This is a genomic window from Primorskyibacter aestuariivivens (assembly GCF_028023675.1).
GTDB classification, from domain to species: Bacteria; Pseudomonadota; Alphaproteobacteria; order Rhodobacterales; family Rhodobacteraceae; genus Marinovum; species Marinovum aestuariivivens.
In genome coordinates this window covers 17318-32925 of the sequence record NZ_JAQIOZ010000003.1, presented here as the reverse complement: position 1 = coordinate 32925, position 15608 = coordinate 17318, and the positions used below count along the sequence as shown (strand labels likewise).

Here is a 15608-nt window from a genome sequence, read left to right as displayed (position 1 = left end):
GGCGTCACCGGGCGCATACATTGTTCCATGGGAGTGCCTTCCAGCCGGTCGCGCGCACCATGGACATGGGCACTCAGGGTGCCGCCTGTTTCGCCGCTGGCGCTTTTATATTCGTCGTGTCGTTTCATCAAAAGGGACAAGTTTGGCGCAAACCCTGCCGGAGCGGTTCGAGATGCGGGATTGGAGTAGATTGAGCCATTTGTGAAAGCTGTTCGCAGGTCTCTGAGCCTCGCATCCGCTCAAACCGGGGGCATGTGTTGCCTGCAGACAGGTAATAGTCGTCGAACTTTGTGCCATCACCCAGTAGCGCGGTTGAGAATGCGACGGGTGCACAGGGCCGATCATAAGCGTGCGCAATAATCACCCCGTGGAGCGAGCTGGACACCAGAAACTCGCAGGACATGATATCCAGCACCACCTCTTCGACCGAACGTCCGACATCAATGATCATCACGTCATCATGGTGTCCGAACAGCCTGTCTGCTTCTTCCCTGTGGCTCAGATGCGGAACAAGCCCGACACGCCCCGGCACGAAAGGCACGGGTGCGATGTAATCCGGCAGGATGATGGCCGGGTCACCATAGACCTCCGGGCAGTCATAGCCCAGCTCCAGACAGCGCTCGCGCGTCAGCGGCCCCCGCACAGCGCGGATGTCACGCGGACGGGCAAAGCGCGCGTCACGCGACATGATGCCGGTGCCCCAGACGACAGCCTGATCGGGGTGCGAAATCTTGTGCAGGATGCTGCCCGCCGCGAAGATCACCGGGGCCCGTCCGCCGCGTATCGTGTTGCAATAGACCGGTGCGTTGCCGGTCCGGCAGGCATAGAGATACGGCCCCACCCAATCGCCGAAATTCACGGTTTTCGACCACCCCCAGCGCATGCCCCGGTCCCCCGACAGGCCAAAGCGCTGCATTGGGCGCGCCCAAACCGACCGACGCCGGGCGAAAACGCCCGGCTTAACCTCGACCCGGGCCGCCGCTGCGGAGGTCGTCTCCGAAACAGCGTCCCGTGGGGTTTGGGCCGCTTGTTGCATCAGAACGTCCGGGCCTTGGGTGCGATACGCTTCAACTCGATACCGCCTTCAGCCTCGGTCGACAGCGGATCGACCACGACGGGGCGATACTCAAGCTCCACCTTGTTGCCGTCGATGCGGCTGATCGTGTGGACGCGCCAGTTCTCGTCGTCACGCTCGGAGAAATCCTCGTGCGCATGCGCGCCGCGGCTTTCCTTGCGCGCCTCGGCGCCCACGATGGTGGCCAGCGCGTTGGGCATCAGGTTGGTGAGTTCCAGCGTTTCCATCAGATCCGAGTTCCACACAAGGGAGGTATCGGTCACTTTCAGATCGTCAAGTTTGGCGGCGATGGCGGTCATTTTCTCGACGCCTTCGGCCATGGTCTTGGCGGTGCGGAACACGGCGGCATCGGCCTGCATGGTTTTCTGCATCTCCAGCCGCAGATCGGCGGTGGGGATGGCACCCTTGGCGTGACGCAGCCCATCAAAGCGGTCCAGCGCCTTGTCGATCTCTGCTTTCGGAGCTGTCGGCACGGCGGCGTCGCGGTCCACAACCTTGCCCGCGCGGATGGCGGCGGCGCGACCAAAGACCACGAGGTCAATGAGCGAGTTGGACCCAAGGCGGTTGGCACCATGCACCGAGGCACAGCCCGCCTCGCCCACGGCCATCAGGCCGGGCACGATGGCATGCGGATCATCCTGGGTCGGGTTCAGTACCTCACCCCAGTAGTTCGTCGGGATACCGCCCATGTTGTAGTGCACGGTGGGGATGACCGGGATCGGTTCCTTGGTGACGTCGACGCCGGCAAAGATCTTGGCGCTTTCCGAGATACCGGGCAGGCGTTCGGCCAGAGCCTCGGCAGGCAGGTGCGACAGGTTCAGGTGGATGTGATCCCCCTCTTCGCCCACACCACGGCCTTCGCGGATTTCCATGGTCATGGAGCGCGAGACATAGTCGCGGGGCGCGAGGTCTTTATACTGGGGCGCATACCGCTCCATGAAGCGCTCACCCTCGGAATTGGTGAGGTAGCCACCTTCGCCGCGCGCGCCCTCGGTGATGAGACAGCCGGAGCCATAGATGCCGGTGGGGTGGAACTGCACAAACTCCATGTCCTGCATGGGCAGGCCGGCACGGGCCACCATGCCGCCACCGTCACCGGTGCAGGTATGGGCCGAGGTGGCCGAGAAATAGGCGCGTCCGTAGCCGCCAGTGGCCAGCACGACCATCTTGGCATTGAACACATGCATGGTGCCGTCATCCAGCTTCCAGCAAATCACGCCCTTGCACTCGCCGTCTTCCATCAGCAGGTCGATGGCGAAATATTCGATGTAGAATTCCGCGTTGTTCTTCAGCGACTGGCCATAGAGCGTGTGCAGGATGGCGTGACCGGTCCGGTCGGCAGCGGCACAGGTCCGCTGCACGGCGGGGCCTTCGCCAAATTCGGTGGTGTGGCCGCCAAAGGGGCGCTGGTAAATCTTGCCCTCTTCGGTGCGCGAGAACGGCACGCCGTAATGCTCAAGCTCGTAAACCGCCTTGGGCGCTTCGCGGGCGAGGTATTCCATGGCGTCGGTATCACCGAGCCAGTCGGAGCCCTTCACCGTGTCATACATGTGCCACTGCCAGTGGTCGGGGCCCATGTTCGACAGCGACGCGGCGATGCCGCCCTGGGCCGCAACGGTGTGGGAGCGGGTCGGGAAGACCTTGGTCACACACGCGGTGCGCAGCCCCTGTTCCGCCATGCCAAGCGTTGCGCGCAGACCGGCCCCGCCGGCGCCCACAACCACGACGTCATAATCATGGTTTTCGTAGGTATATTCAGCCATTGTCAGCTCCGGTATTTCAAAGCGCGATCTTGGCGATGGCAAACAAGCCAGTCACCATCGCGGCGTAAGACAGACAGATCATCGCGATGATCAGGATTTTCCCCATCAGCCCGTGCACATAGTCCTCGATCAGGACCTGCACACCGTCCTTGAAGTGCATGAAGGTCACGACAATGGTCAGCGCCGCAAGGATCGCCGGATAGGGGCGGCCGAAATGCTCCAGCACCACGTCATGCGGCTGGCCCAGCATCGGGCCGAAATTGAAGATGAACAGCGGGATGAGCACCAGAAGCGCCACGGAGGACACTTTCATCGCCCAGAAATGCGCGGTGCCGGTCTTGGCAGAGCCCATGCCGGTGGCGCGTTTGCGGTCAGTCAGATAACGCATGATGGCCTCCTCAGACGATGGCAACGGTGAACAGGGTGAGGAACAGCGAGCCACCGATCACGGCCCAGCTCAGCTTGTCCGCGCTGGCAAGATCGAGACCAATCGCATTGTCCCAGATCAGGTGGCGGACACCGGCGAGCAAGTGATACCACAGCGCCCAGAGCGAGCCGAGCATGATCAGGTCACCGATAAAGCTGGTCAGCAGCCAATCCGCAAAGGCGAAATATTCCGGCGAGGTGGCCGCCGCCAGGAACCACCACACGATCAGCAGGCAGCCAAGCAAGAGCGCGTTGCCGGTGATCCGGGTCAGGATCGAGGTGATGGAGTTCAGTTGGGGACGGTAGATCTGCAAGTGCGGAGAGAGCGGCCGGTTGCCGCGATTCACATCAGCCATGGCTGTTCCTTTCGGTTCGCTTGGCTCCCGTGATAGTGATTTTTACGTGTCTGTCACGCGCCGCAGCGCCGCATGGGCGCGGTTTTTTGGCGCAACCGGGATAATTTCAGGGATTTGTGATCACTTAATCGGAGGCAGTGATCACAAAACCTCAATTGGCTCGCACATCGAAGTGGCATTTCGGGAATCACTGAGACAACAGCGAAGAAAGCCCAAGAAAACCGTTAGCGGTCACGTAGAGGCCGTTTGTGATCACAAATTTTAGGGAAGGTGCGCAACGATTGCGCACCCTACTGGCGGGCTTAGGGTGCGCGGTCTTTGCGCACCGCCCCCATCACACCGGCATCAGCGCCCAGTAATCCAGATCCAGCAGCACATGGGGCAGGTATTTGCCGTCCTCGCCCTTGAGCGTGAACGCGTCACCGCCGCTGGTCGCCACAAGACGCAGTCGGATCGCACCAACGCCGGGGGCAGAGGTTTCCGCCTTGTCCAGCACTTCCGACCACGCTTTGACGGTCAGACCGGAATAGCACGGGTTGGCATGCGCGCCGCCGTTCAGCCCCACGATCATCTGCGCATTGGCCAGCCCGTTAAAGCTGAGCGCGCGGGCCATGGAGATGATGTGACCGCCATAGATCAACCGCTGACCATCGGGGCGGAAGGTGACGTCGAAATGCACCTTGGCGGTGTTCTGCCAGAGCCGGGTGGCGAGCATATGCTCGGCCTCTTCAATCGTCACACCATCCACATGGTCGATGGTTTCGCCCACGGCGTAGTCGCCCCAGCGATGCGGCTCTCCGGCGAGCGTGAAGTCGTAGTCGGAGAAATCCAGCCCCTCAGGGATCACCAGATCAGAGGCCGGGATGACCTTTTGCAGTTCGGGTATCACCGTCTCGGGTGCGGGCGCATCAAGGTTGGATTTGCGCACCATGACCCAGCGCACGTAGTCCATCACCACCTCGTCACGCTGGTTCAGACCGCGGGTGCGGACATAGACAACGCCGGATTTGCCGTTGGAGTTCTGTTTCAGGCCAATGACTTCCGACTCCGAGCGCAGCGTATCCCCGGGATAGACCGGCAGACGCCAGTTGCCTTCTGCATAGCCAAGGTTCGCCACGGCGTTGAGCGAGATGTCGGGCACCGTCTTGCCAAAGACCACGTGGAACGCAGCCAGATCGTCGATAGGCGCGGCAGGCAGGCCGGACGCTCGCGCGAATTCATCGGAGGAATAAAGCGCGTGGCGCGCGGGATAAAGCGCGTGATACAGCGCACGCTCGCCACCGGAAACGGTGCGCGGCACGGCGTGCTGGATGGTTTCTCCAAGGCGGTAGTCCTCGAAGAAACGGCCGGGATTGGTTTTGGCCATTACTGGTCTCCAAGTTTGAGATCGGGGGTGTAGTCGCCATCCACGTCTTTGGTCACGGCCTGTCCGCAGCGCATGACACCATTGGCGGCATCAAAGGCGTAGGTCGGCGAGCCATGCAGCGCCCAACCCTTGTTGAGCGCGGCGGTGACCTTGTGGCAAAATTCCGACGTGTCGTCGGCCGACAGAAAACGATAGAGTTTCATGAGCTTATCCGGGGAAGGGCCAAGGGCCGAGGTAGCCGTGAATCCAGCCAATGATGGCAAGCAGCACGATGGACGCGACAAAGAACATCGCGTCCTTGGCAATTGGGCCGGGCGTGCGCGGGGTCCAGTCGGGTTCAGCGCGGTTGATGATAATGATCTCTGAAACTGCCCATGCCAACAGCCCGCCAAACAGGATGATTGACGCCAGATCGCCATTCACCAGCAAATGCGCCACGGCCCAAAGCTTGAATCCGATCAGCATCGGATGGCGCATACCGGCCAGCAACCGGCCTTTCTTGGGCGCGGGGCTCATCATGTAAAGCGCAATCAACACCAACAGGTTGTTGATATGCAACATGAAACTGGGCGGGTACCAAAGGTCGATGAACGGTGCCATGCGGTAGCCAAAGATCATCAGGACCACCGAAACGGCAATCGCTGCAGCGACCGCCCCCTTGCCCGCGTCGCCCATCGCCGCACGCCGTTCTGGCATGAGACGTTTGAAATAATGCGCAAGTGCCCAAAGGGCGACGCCGAGGACAAGAAGGGTCATGGGGTTTACTCCGCTGCGATGGCTTTGATTGCCTCCGCTTTTGCCAGTATTTCACGTGCCGTGGCAACGTGCAGGTTTTCGACGATCTTGCCATCGACCACGGCAACCCCCTGCCCGCCGGCCTCGGCCTCTTCAAAGGCGGCGATCTGGCGCTGGGCCAGCTCGATCTCGGCCTCAGACGGGGCAAAGGCTTCGTTGGCGATGGCCACCTGCGCGGGGTGGATCAGCGTCTTGCCGTCCATACCCATGTCACGGCCCTGCTCACATTCGGCGCGCAGGCCCTCGTCATCCTTGAACGCGTTATAGACGCCGTCCACGATGACAACCCCATGGGCTTTGGCCGCGAGCAGGCAGAGCGACAGCGCGGTCAGCATCGGCAAACGGTCGGCACGGAAGCGGCATTGCAGTTCCTTGGCGAGGTCATTGGTGCCCATGACAAAGCCCGCCAGTTTGGGATGCGCGGCAATCTCCTCGGCATGCAGCATACCCGCGGGCGTCTCCATCATCGCCCAGATCGGCAGATCGCCGGTGATCTCGGCCAGCGCATCAATATCCGCGGCAGAGCCCACCTTGGGCAGGAGAACCGCGTCGCAGTCCATCTTGGTGACCGCCTCTGCATCGGCGCGGCCCCATTCGGTATCGAGCGAGTTGATGCGCACGATCTTCATGCGCGCGCCATAACCGCCCTCGGCCAGAGCAGCGGTGAGCGTGTCGCGCGCGTTCACCTTTTCCTCGATCGAGACGGCGTCTTCGAGGTCAAAGATGATGGCATCAATCGGCAGGGTCCGGGCCTTGTCCAATGCGCGGGGCTTGGAGCCGGGAATATAAAGAACCGAACGATAAGGGCGGGCGCGCATGTCCATGACGAGTCTCCTTGAAACAATGTTGCGCGCATAAGGGGCATTTTTTGCCGAATTGTTCAAGGGGTGAGGTGCCGCAGTGCAGCAAATTTATCGTCAAATCGCACCGCCCGGTGGATTAAGCCGGGATTTAACCATTTTGCGGCAGGCTTTTCCCCATGGCCGCATGCCCTTTTGCCAGAATGGCGGGACGGGTCCGGCCCATGCGATAACAGCTTGCCACAGGTCGGCAAAGCCGCGCCACCTGGCAAGGGAACCAAAAGGTGACGAGATGAAACTGAATGATTTCACACTGGCCATGGCGGCGTCGACGCTTATCCTTGCTGCAACCCAGCTCCCGGCACAGGGCCGCAATCATTGCGCAACACGCGATGTCATGCTTGACCGTCTGGCCCAAAGCTATGGCGAAACCCGTCAATCCATCGGGCTTGGTGGCAACAACGTGGTGGTCGAGGTTTTCGCCAGTCGTGAGACCGGAAGTTGGACCATCACAGCAACCATGCCCGACGGGGTCACCTGCCTGATGGCCAGTGGTCAGGCGTTTGAAACCCTGGCCGAGGCTTTGCCCGCCAATGACAAGGACGCCTAGACTAGCGCGTCCCAGATCAGCTTGGCTCCGGTGCAGGTCAGGAGCGTGTAAGTCAGCGCAAAGAACGCCCGTTCCGAAATCAGGAAATGCGCGCGCACACCCAACCATGCACCAATGAGCGCGGCGGGGGCCAGAAACAGATCGGCAAGCAGGGTCTGCGCCGTGAAAATGCCCATGAAGCTGTAGGGCAGGAATTTCGCGATATTGATTGCCCAGAAAACCAGAACGGTCGTTGCCTGATAGGTGGTTTTGTCCAGCCTGCGACCGAGCAGAAAGACCGCTGATGGCGGGCCGCCCGCGTGGCTGACAAAGCTGGTGAACCCGGCCACGATCCCGGCCGGATACCCCCCGGACAATGGCAAGGGACGCGCACCAAGCCGGACCCAACCGCGTTTGACCGAGAGCTGCCAGGCAACAAACCCAAGTGATACCGCGCCGATCAACAGCCGGATCGCATCGTCATCGGCCCAGCGGTAGAACAAGGCGCCCAGCGCCACACCCGGAACGGCACCGGTCAGTAAGACCCGCGCCTCGGGCCAGGACCATCGCCGCCAATAGGGGCGGAGCGAGGCCACGTCGACCAGCATCAGAAGCGGCAGCATGATGCCCAGCGCGATGCCCGGCGGCAGCACGATCGCCAGAATCGACGCGCTGGCAAAGGCCGCGCCGGACCCGAAACCGGCCTTGGAAATCCCGGCAAAGATCACTGCAGGCACTGCAATGGCGAAAAATCCGGGGGTGAATTCCAACATGGTGACCCTTTAAAATCCTGCCGTTTTAGGGTCTTTAGCGCTACCGGCCCCCGACAACCAGCCCAAGCGCGCGCACGCGCCGCAGTGCAGCGCCCTTGCGCGAAACGCATTTCCGCTCTACCCCACGTGCCAAATTCAACGGACCGGAGAAAATTCCATGGCCAGACCCAAGATCGCCCTCATCGGCGCGGGACAGATCGGTGGCACCCTTGCTCACCTCGTTGCACTCAAGGAACTGGGCGACGTCGTCCTGTTCGACATTGCCGAAGGCACCCCGGAAGGCAAAGCGCTCGACATCGCGGAATCCGGTCCCTCGGAAGGCTTTGACGCCACCCTGAAAGGCACCCAGGATTATGCCGATATCGCGGGCGCAGATGTCTGCATCGTGACCGCCGGTGTGCCGCGCAAGCCGGGCATGAGCCGTGATGACCTGCTGGGCATCAACCTCAAGGTGATGAAATCCGTGGGCGAAGGCATCCGCGACAACGCGCCGGACGCCTTCGTGATCTGCATCACCAACCCGCTCGACGCGATGGTCTGGGCGCTGCAGCAATTCTCGGGCCTGCCCGCGAACAAGGTCTGCGGCATGGCCGGTGTTCTGGACAGCGCGCGCTTCCGTCACTTCCTCGCCACCGAGTTCGAAGTGTCGATGAAAGACGTCACCGCCTTCGTTCTGGGCGGCCACGGCGACACCATGGTGCCGTCGGTGCGCTACTCCACCGTTGCCGGTATCCCGCTGCCCGATCTGGTCAAGATGGGCTGGACCACACAGGAGAAGCTGGACGCGATCGTGCAGCGCACCCGTGACGGCGGCGCCGAAATCGTCGGCCTGCTGAAAACCGGCTCCGCTTTCTACGCGCCGGCCACCTCGGCCATCGAGATGGCAGAAGCCTATCTGAAAGACCAGAAGCGCGTCCTGCCCTGCGCGGCCTATTGCGACGGCGAGTTTGGCCTCGACGGCATGTATGTGGGCGTGCCCACCGTGATCGGTGCCGGTGGCATCGAGAAAATCGTCAACATCAAGCTCAACAAGGAAGAGCAGGAGATGTTCGACGTGTCCGTGAAGGCCGTCCAAGGTCTGGTCGAGGCCTGCAAAGGCATCGACAGCTCGCTGGCCTAAGCGATCCCGCCAGAATTAATAAGGGCGCTCCGACCGGGGCGCCCTTTTTCGTTTCAGAGGCCGTTCAAAAGGCCAGGATTTGCGCGCCGCACGTCGCGATCAAAGCTTTCAGAGCTCAGATCCGGCACATCGCCAAGGACCTCCCGGAGCATCGGCACGGGATCGAACGGCGTTTCATAGAGCAGACCGAAGTCACGCAGCCGCTCGATTGCGTCCGGCTCGAGCTCACGAAACTCCCGGTGAAATTCGGCCAAGGCTTCGGGATCATCAGCGATGTCCTGAAAAATCCCGATCTGAGCCAGCCTGTGCGGCGGAAATTTCAGGTCTTCCGCAGGCGTGTCGCGGTAGCGCATGAGCTTGCCCAGCCAGTGCAGCCGAGTCAGCCCGTCGAAATGCAGCAACCGGGTCGAGGTCGAGCGGTAGCGTTGCGCCCGGTCGCGCCCCTTTCCCCGGTAGGACCAGTGCAGCCCGAGACGGAAATCGCTGTCGGTGGGGGCGGCGCATTTTCCTGCGGAATGGGCCAGCACCCCGTTATTGAGCACAGGCAGGTGCGCGCCGAAAATGACCGCATCATTGCTGCGCCCGTCGGTGCGGCGGTTCAACCCTTTGGTGGTGGTGCGAAACAGCCCGTCAAAGATGGAATGCACCGGTACATCGCGGCAAAAGAAGCGCTCGTGCACCGGGAAATGGACCTCGCAGTCCAGTTCGCGCGCGACGGCCAGTTCATTGGCGAGCGGTCGCTCCTGAAACAGAAACTCATCGGCGTCCAGATGGATCAACCAATCGGTGTTCGCGCGCACCATAGCGTGGACAGCATTGCGCCCCTGTCGGCGATTGATCGACGCGGGGCGCTGTTGGGATTGCGCAGCGTCGCGCCAATGCGCGGCATCGCAACATGTCACACGCACCGGCCCAAGCGCATCGAGTTGCGGCTTAATCGGGTCACGAGGGTCATCAAGATAGACATGGATTTCCGACGCACCGGTCCCAAGGTGCCAGGCCACATTGGCCAGAACCAGTTGCGCTGGTTCACGCACCGTCATCACGATGCCCCAGGTGGCGGACATGAAAACTCCTTTTGCGAAAGGCTCGCGGCAACCGTAATCGTCGGCTGATTCTCTGCCAAGGCGCATTAGCGCGTATTTTTGTGATCACACGATTTAAACGTGTGATCACAAATGTCGCTTTTTGCACGCTAACAACCGTGCTGCGTCAAAATGGCGTTTAGATGCTGTACTTTAATCCCTTAAGGCTGTGGCAATTGTAGCAAGACGGGACAGATGATCCATGAACATTCATGAGTATCAGGCGAAGGCTCTGCTTCGCAGCTACGGCGCACCGGTATCGGATGGACGCGTCGTTCTGAAAGCGGAAGAAGCCAAAACCAAAGCCGGTGAAATGGACGGCCCCCTGTGGGTGGTCAAGGCTCAGATCCACGCGGGTGGTCGCGGCAAAGGCTCCTTCAAGGAAGCCAGTGCCGGTGAAGCCGGTGGCGTGCGCCTCGCCAAGTCGGTGGAAGAAGCGGCTGAGGAAGCCAAGAAGATGCTGGGCCGCACCCTTGTGACCCACCAGACCGGCCCGGCGGGCAAACAGGTCAACCGCATCTATATCGAAGACGGTTCGGGCATTGAGCGCGAACTCTATCTCGCGCTTCTGGTGGACCGCCAGACCAGCCGCGTTTCCTTTGTCTGCTCGACCGAAGGCGGCATGGACATTGAAGAGGTGGCCGCAGCCACTCCTGAAAAGATCCTGTCCTTCTCGGTTGATCCGGCCACGGGCTACCAGCCCTTCCACGGTCGCCGCATCGCGTTCTCGCTGGGCCTTGAAGGCAAGCAGGTCAAGGAATGCGTGGCGCTGATGGGTCTGCTCTACCAAGCCTTCATCGAAAAAGACATGGAGATGCTTGAGATCAACCCGCTGATCATCACCGATGCCGGGTCGCTCAAGGTTCTCGACGCCAAGGTCGGCTTTGACGGCAACGCGGTTTACCGCCACCCGGATATTGCCGAACTGCGCGACACCACCGAAGAAGACCCCAAAGAGCTTGAGGCGTCCAAGTACGACCTGAACTACATCGCTCTGGACGGTGAGATCGGCTGTATGGTGAACGGCGCGGGCCTTGCCATGGCGACCATGGACATCATCAAGCTCTACGGTGCCGAGCCTGCCAACTTCCTCGACGTAGGCGGCGGCGCGACCAAGGAGAAGGTGACCGAAGCGTTCAAGATCATCACCTCTGACCCCAACGTCAAAGGCATCCTGGTCAACATCTTTGGCGGCATCATGCGCTGTGACGTCATCGCCGAGGGCGTGATCGCCGCGGTGAAAGAGGTGGGCCTGCAGGTTCCGCTGGTTGTGCGTCTTGAAGGCACCAACGTGGAAAAAGGCAAAGAGATCATCAACAACTCCGACGTTGACGTGATCGCCGCCGATGACCTCAAGGATGGCGCCCAGAAGATCGTGAAAGCGGTTAAGGGCTGATCGTAGGGTGGGCAATTTGCCCACCAATGCGCGACGGTGGGCAGAAATGCCCACCCTACGAAAGATTTCAAAGGAGTAGCCGAAAATGGCAGTCCTCGTAGACGAAAATACCAAGGTGATCTGTCAGGGCCTCACCGGCTCGCAGGGCACATTCCACTCTGAACAGGCCATCGCCTATGGCACCAAGATGGTCGGCGGTGTGACCCCCGGCAAAGGTGGTCAGACCCATCTTGACCTGCCGATTTTCAATTCGGTGCACGAAGCCAAGCACGTGACCGAGGCCAACGCCTCTGTCATCTACGTGCCGCCGCCCTTTGCTGCGGATTCGATCCTCGAAGCCATCGACGCCGAAATGGAACTGATTGTCTGCATCACCGAGGGCATCCCGGTGCTGGACATGATGAAGGTCAAGCGTGCGCTGGAAACCTCGAAATCGCGTCTGATCGGCCCGAACTGCCCCGGCATCATCACGCCCGACGCCTGCAAGATCGGCATCATGCCCGGCCACATCCACAAGCGCGGCTCCTGCGGCGTGGTTTCGCGCTCGGGCACGCTCACCTATGAGGCGGTCAAACAGACCACCGATATGGGCCTTGGCCAATCTTCAGCCGTGGGTATCGGCGGCGACCCGATCAAGGGCACCGAGCATATCGACGTTTTGGAAATGTTCCTGGCCGATGACGAGACCCAGTCGATCATCATGATCGGTGAGATCGGGGGTTCCGCGGAAGAAGAAGCCGCAGAATTCCTGGCCTCCGAGAAGAAAAAGGGCCGCTGGAAGCCCACCGCCGGGTTCATCGCCGGTCGCACGGCGCCTCCGGGCCGCCGCATGGGCCATGCCGGTGCCATCGTTGCCGGTGGCAAAGGCGGCGCAGAAGACAAGATCGAAGCCATGCGTTCCGCTGGCATCGTGGTGGCCGACAGCCCCGCGACGCTGGGCGAAGCCGTCAAGGAAGCGATCGACAAGGGCTAAGCCGCCCGCGTCATTCCCGGGAAGGGCCGCAACCGGCCCTTCCCGAAGCACCATGACGGCGGGCCAGAGCCAAGGCCCGCTTTCTTGCTGCTTCCAAGATCGGTCGAGAGGAAAACAATATGACGGATCAATCGCCCAACGACCTGTTTCACGCCTCCAGCTTCATGCAGGGCGCGAATGCGGAATATCTCGAACAGATGTATGCCCGCTATGCCAATGACCCGAACGCGGTGGATCAGGCGTGGCAGGAGTTTTTCGGCGCGCTTGGCGATGCCGAACTGGACGTCAAGAAAGAGGCAGAGGGCCCAAGCTGGCTGCGCGCCGACTGGCCGCCGCAGCCCAATGACGATCTGACGGGCGCGTTGACCGGTGAATGGCCCGCAGAGCCGGCCCCGAAAGAGGCCAGGGCCGCGGGCCAGAAGATCGCCGACAAGGCGAAATCCGCAGGCATTGAACTGACCGATGACCAGATCCAGCGCGCCGTGCTGGATTCGATCCGCGCGCTCATGCTGATCCGGGCTTACCGGATCCGGGGTCACCTTGCCGCCGACCTCGATCCTCTGGGTCTGCGCGAAGAGACACCGCATCCCGAGCTGGACCCGAAAACCTACGGCTTTACCGAAGCCGACATGGATCGCCCGATCTTTATCGACAACGTGCTGGGGCTGCAGATCGCCTCGATGCGCCAGATTGTCGATATCGTGAAGCGGACCTATTGCGGCACCTTTGCGCTGCAATACATGCACATTTCCGACCCCGAGCAATCGGCCTGGCTCAAAGAGCGGATCGAAGGCTACGGCAAGGAAATCAGCTTTACCCGTGAAGGCCGGAAAGCCATCCTCAACAAGATGGTCGAAGCCGAGGGTTTCGAGAAATTCCTGCATGTCAAGTACATGGGGACCAAACGTTTCGGTCTCGACGGCGGCGAAAGCCTCATCCCCGCGATGGAACAGATCATCAAGCGCGGCGGCGCGCTGGGCGTGAAAGAGATCGTGATCGGTATGCCCCACCGTGGGCGTCTGTCGGTGCTGGCCAATGTGATGGCCAAGCCCTACCGCGCGATCTTCAACGAATTCCAGGGCGGCTCCTTCAAACCCGAGGATGTGGACGGTTCCGGCGACGTGAAATACCACCTTGGCGCCTCCTCCGACCGCGAGTTTGACGGCAACAAGGTGCACCTGTCGCTGACCGCCAACCCCTCGCACCTTGAGGCGGTGAACCCGGTGGTTCTGGGCAAGGCCCGCGCCAAGCAGGACCAGTTGAACGATCCCGAGCACAAGAGCGTCATTCCGATCCTTCTGCACGGTGACGCGGCCTTTGCAGGTCAGGGCGTCGTGGCGGAATGTTTTGCCCTGTCGGGCCTGCGCGGTCACAAGACCGGCGGCACGATCCATATCGTGGTGAACAACCAGATCGGTTTCACCACCGCGCCGCATTTCTCGCGCTCCTCGCCCTATCCCACCGACAACGCTCTGGTGGTGGAAGCGCCGATCTTCCATGTCAATGGTGACGACCCCGAGGCCGTGGTGCACGCCGCCAAGGTGGCGACCGAGTTCCGTCAGAAATTCGGCAAGGACGTGGTCATCGACATCTTCTGCTACCGCCGGTTTGGTCACAACGAGGGCGACGAGCCCATGTTCACCAATCCGCTCATGTACAAGAAGATCAAGGGCCACAAAACCACCCTGTCGCTCTATACCGAGCGTCTGGTCAAGGATGGTCTCATCCCCGAGGGCGAGATCGAGGACATGAAAGCCGGGTTCCAGGCCTTCCTCAACGAAGAGTTCGAAGCGGGCAAGAACTACAAGCCGAACAAGGCCGACTGGCTGGACGGCAAGTGGTCCCACCTTGACCGTCAGGACGAGGATTACCAACGCGGCGAGACCTGGATCAAGGATGAAACCCTAGAAGAAGTGGGCAAGGCATTGACCCGCCTGCCCGAAGGTTACCCGGTGCACAAGACCATCGGTCGTCTGCTCGAAAGCAAGCAGAAGATGTTTGAGACCGGCGAAGGCTTTGACTGGGCCACGGCCGAGGCGCTGGCCTTTGGCTCGCTTCTGACCGAGGGCTACAAGGTGCGTCTGGCCGGTCAGGACAGCACGCGCGGCACCTTCTCCCAGCGTCATTCGGGCATCGTGAACCAGGAAACCGAAGAGCGCTACTACCCGCTCAACCATATCCGCAACGGTCAGGCCCGCTATGAAGTGATCGACTCGGCCCTTTCGGAATACGCGGTGCTGGGCTTCGAATACGGCTACTCCATGGCCGAACCCAATGCCCTGACGCTCTGGGAGGCGCAGTTCGGTGACTTTGCCAATGGCGCGCAGATCATGTTCGACCAGTTCATCAGCTCGGGCGAAAGCAAATGGCTGCGCATGTCCGGTCTGACCGTGCTTCTGCCGCACGGGTTTGAAGGACAGGGACCGGAACACTCCTCGGCGCGTCTGGAACGCTTCCTGCAGATGTGCGGTCAGGACAACTGGATCGTGGCGAACTGCACGACGCCCGCGAACTATTTCCACATCCTGCGCCGCCAGCTGCACCGGACCTTCCGCAAACCGCTCATCCTGATGACGCCGAAATCGCTGCTGCGTCACAAGCTGGCGATCTCGGACAAGGATGATTTCACCACCGGGTCGAGCTTCCACCGGGTGCTTTGGGACGATGCCGAAAAGGGTCATTCCGACACCAAGCTGGTCGCCGATGACAAGATCAAGCGCGTGGTGATGTGTTCGGGCAAGGTCTATTACGACCTGCTGGAAGAGCGCGACGCACGTGGCATCGACGATGTCTATATCCTGCGTTTCGAACAGTTCTACCCCTTCCCGGCAATCTCCGCGGTCAAGGAACTGGAACGCTTCAAGAATGCCGAAATGGTCTGGTGTCAGGAAGAGCCCAAGAACCAGGGTGCCTGGACCTTTATGGAACCCAACCTGGAATGGGTCCTGAACCGCATCAAAGCCAAGCATAACCGCCCGGTCTATGCCGGTCGCGCCGCCAGCGCCTCGCCCGCCACGGGCCTGGCCTCGCAGCACAAAGCACAACAAGAAGCGCTGGTCGATCAGGCGCTGACCATCGAAGGAAAGTAAGA

Annotated in this window: 15 protein-coding genes; 5 read left to right on the top strand and 10 right to left on the bottom strand. The window is 61.0% G+C overall.

Annotated features, from left to right (window positions below):
• Window positions 1-127: 127 nt before the first annotated feature.
• The 8 genes from PGB28_RS02270 to PGB28_RS02235 form a co-directional block, all read right to left on the bottom strand.
• Window positions 128-916: a polysaccharide pyruvyl transferase family protein gene (locus PGB28_RS02270; RefSeq protein WP_271419858.1), complete on the bottom strand. Its 789-nt coding sequence runs from the start codon at window positions 914-916 to the stop codon at window positions 128-130.
• Window positions 917-1035: 119 nt separating this feature from the next.
• A complete protein-coding gene (sdhA, locus tag PGB28_RS02265) occupies window positions 1036-2838 on the bottom strand; it encodes a succinate dehydrogenase flavoprotein subunit (RefSeq protein WP_271419857.1) in 1803 nt (600 codons plus the stop codon).
• A 16-nt stretch (window positions 2839-2854) separates the two neighbouring features.
• A complete protein-coding gene (gene sdhD / locus PGB28_RS02260; protein WP_271419856.1) occupies window positions 2855-3226 on the bottom strand; it encodes a succinate dehydrogenase, hydrophobic membrane anchor protein in 372 nt (123 codons plus the stop codon).
• A 10-nt stretch (window positions 3227-3236) separates the two neighbouring features.
• On the bottom strand, window positions 3237-3620 hold the full coding sequence (gene sdhC, locus PGB28_RS02255; RefSeq protein WP_271419855.1) for a succinate dehydrogenase, cytochrome b556 subunit: 384 nt from the start codon (window positions 3618-3620) through the stop codon (window positions 3237-3239).
• A gap of 334 nt (window positions 3621-3954) precedes the next feature.
• Window positions 3955-4986 carry a MaoC family dehydratase gene (locus PGB28_RS02250; RefSeq protein WP_271419854.1) on the bottom strand — a complete coding sequence of 344 codons (1032 nt, stop codon included), beginning with the start codon at window positions 4984-4986 and terminating at the stop codon, window positions 3955-3957.
• A complete protein-coding gene (locus PGB28_RS02245) occupies window positions 4986-5189 on the bottom strand; it encodes a DUF1737 domain-containing protein (protein ID WP_271419853.1) in 204 nt (67 codons plus the stop codon). The genes PGB28_RS02250 and PGB28_RS02245 overlap by 1 nt, the downstream gene beginning before the upstream one ends.
• A gap of 4 nt (window positions 5190-5193) precedes the next feature.
• Window positions 5194-5742, bottom strand: coding sequence for an NnrU family protein (locus PGB28_RS02240; RefSeq protein WP_271419852.1), 549 nt, complete (start codon window positions 5740-5742; stop codon window positions 5194-5196).
• 5 nt (window positions 5743-5747) lie between these two features.
• Complete coding sequence (locus tag PGB28_RS02235; RefSeq protein WP_271419851.1) at window positions 5748-6605, bottom strand: HpcH/HpaI aldolase/citrate lyase family protein; 858 nt, start codon at window positions 6603-6605, stop codon at window positions 5748-5750.
• Window positions 6606-6873: 268 nt separating this feature from the next.
• Between PGB28_RS02235 and PGB28_RS02230 the strand changes: the two genes are divergently transcribed.
• Entirely contained in the window at window positions 6874-7191 is a 318-nt protein-coding gene (locus tag PGB28_RS02230) for a hypothetical protein (RefSeq protein ID WP_271419850.1), read from the top strand.
• Here the strand turns inward: PGB28_RS02230 and PGB28_RS02225 are convergent.
• The gene (locus tag PGB28_RS02225; RefSeq protein ID WP_271419849.1) at window positions 7188-7943 is read right to left on the bottom strand and encodes a sulfite exporter TauE/SafE family protein; all 756 of its coding nucleotides are present in this window, start codon (window positions 7941-7943) and stop codon (window positions 7188-7190) included. The genes PGB28_RS02230 and PGB28_RS02225 overlap by 4 nt on opposite strands.
• A 157-nt stretch (window positions 7944-8100) precedes the next feature.
• On the opposite strand from PGB28_RS02225, the gene mdh reads away from it, so the two are divergent.
• Window positions 8101-9063, top strand: a complete 963-nt coding sequence (gene mdh / locus PGB28_RS02220) for a malate dehydrogenase (RefSeq protein WP_271419848.1) — start codon at window positions 8101-8103, stop codon at window positions 9061-9063.
• A gap of 53 nt (window positions 9064-9116) precedes the next feature.
• Here the strand turns inward: mdh and PGB28_RS02215 are convergent, their stop codons facing one another.
• Window positions 9117-10130, bottom strand: coding sequence for a glycosyltransferase family 2 protein (locus PGB28_RS02215; protein WP_271419847.1), 1014 nt, complete (start codon window positions 10128-10130; stop codon window positions 9117-9119).
• A gap of 220 nt (window positions 10131-10350) precedes the next feature.
• Between PGB28_RS02215 and sucC the strand changes: the two genes are divergently transcribed.
• The 3 genes from sucC (at window position 10351) to PGB28_RS02200 (ending at window position 15606) form a co-directional block, all read left to right on the top strand.
• Window positions 10351-11544, top strand: coding sequence for an ADP-forming succinate--CoA ligase subunit beta (gene sucC, locus PGB28_RS02210; RefSeq protein WP_271419846.1), 1194 nt, complete (start codon window positions 10351-10353; stop codon window positions 11542-11544).
• A gap of 85 nt (window positions 11545-11629) precedes the next feature.
• Window positions 11630-12517, top strand: coding sequence for a succinate--CoA ligase subunit alpha (gene sucD / locus PGB28_RS02205; RefSeq protein ID WP_271419845.1), 888 nt, complete (start codon window positions 11630-11632; stop codon window positions 12515-12517).
• 119 nt (window positions 12518-12636) lie between these two features.
• Entirely contained in the window at window positions 12637-15606 is a 2970-nt protein-coding gene (locus tag PGB28_RS02200) for a 2-oxoglutarate dehydrogenase E1 component (protein WP_271419844.1), read from the top strand.
• Window positions 15607-15608 lie beyond the last annotated feature (2 nt).

Coding starts and splice junctions, on each gene's coding strand:
- sdhC (WP_271419855.1), bottom strand. CDS start 3,620: ATGGCTGATGTGAATCGCGGCAACCGGCCGCTCTCTCCGCACTTGCAG.
- sdhA (WP_271419857.1), bottom strand. CDS start 2,838: ATGGCTGAATATACCTACGAAAACCATGATTATGACGTCGTGGTTGTG.
- PGB28_RS02240 (WP_271419852.1), bottom strand. CDS start 5,742: ATGACCCTTCTTGTCCTCGGCGTCGCCCTTTGGGCACTTGCGCATTAT.
- PGB28_RS02245 (WP_271419853.1), bottom strand. CDS start 5,189: ATGAAACTCTATCGTTTTCTGTCGGCCGACGACACGTCGGAATTTTGC.
- sucC (WP_271419846.1), top strand. CDS start 10,351: ATGAACATTCATGAGTATCAGGCGAAGGCTCTGCTTCGCAGCTACGGC.
- sucD (WP_271419845.1), top strand. CDS start 11,630: ATGGCAGTCCTCGTAGACGAAAATACCAAGGTGATCTGTCAGGGCCTC.
- PGB28_RS02225 (WP_271419849.1), bottom strand. CDS start 7,943: ATGTTGGAATTCACCCCCGGATTTTTCGCCATTGCAGTGCCTGCAGTG.
- PGB28_RS02215 (WP_271419847.1), bottom strand. CDS start 10,130: ATGTCCGCCACCTGGGGCATCGTGATGACGGTGCGTGAACCAGCGCAA.
- PGB28_RS02230 (WP_271419850.1), top strand. CDS start 6,874: ATGAAACTGAATGATTTCACACTGGCCATGGCGGCGTCGACGCTTATC.
- mdh (WP_271419848.1), top strand. CDS start 8,101: ATGGCCAGACCCAAGATCGCCCTCATCGGCGCGGGACAGATCGGTGGC.
- PGB28_RS02200 (WP_271419844.1), top strand. CDS start 12,637: ATGACGGATCAATCGCCCAACGACCTGTTTCACGCCTCCAGCTTCATG.
- PGB28_RS02270 (WP_271419858.1), bottom strand. CDS start 916: ATGCAGCGCTTTGGCCTGTCGGGGGACCGGGGCATGCGCTGGGGGTGG.
- sdhD (WP_271419856.1), bottom strand. CDS start 3,226: ATGCGTTATCTGACTGACCGCAAACGCGCCACCGGCATGGGCTCTGCC.
- PGB28_RS02235 (WP_271419851.1), bottom strand. CDS start 6,605: ATGGACATGCGCGCCCGCCCTTATCGTTCGGTTCTTTATATTCCCGGC.
- PGB28_RS02250 (WP_271419854.1), bottom strand. CDS start 4,986: ATGGCCAAAACCAATCCCGGCCGTTTCTTCGAGGACTACCGCCTTGGA.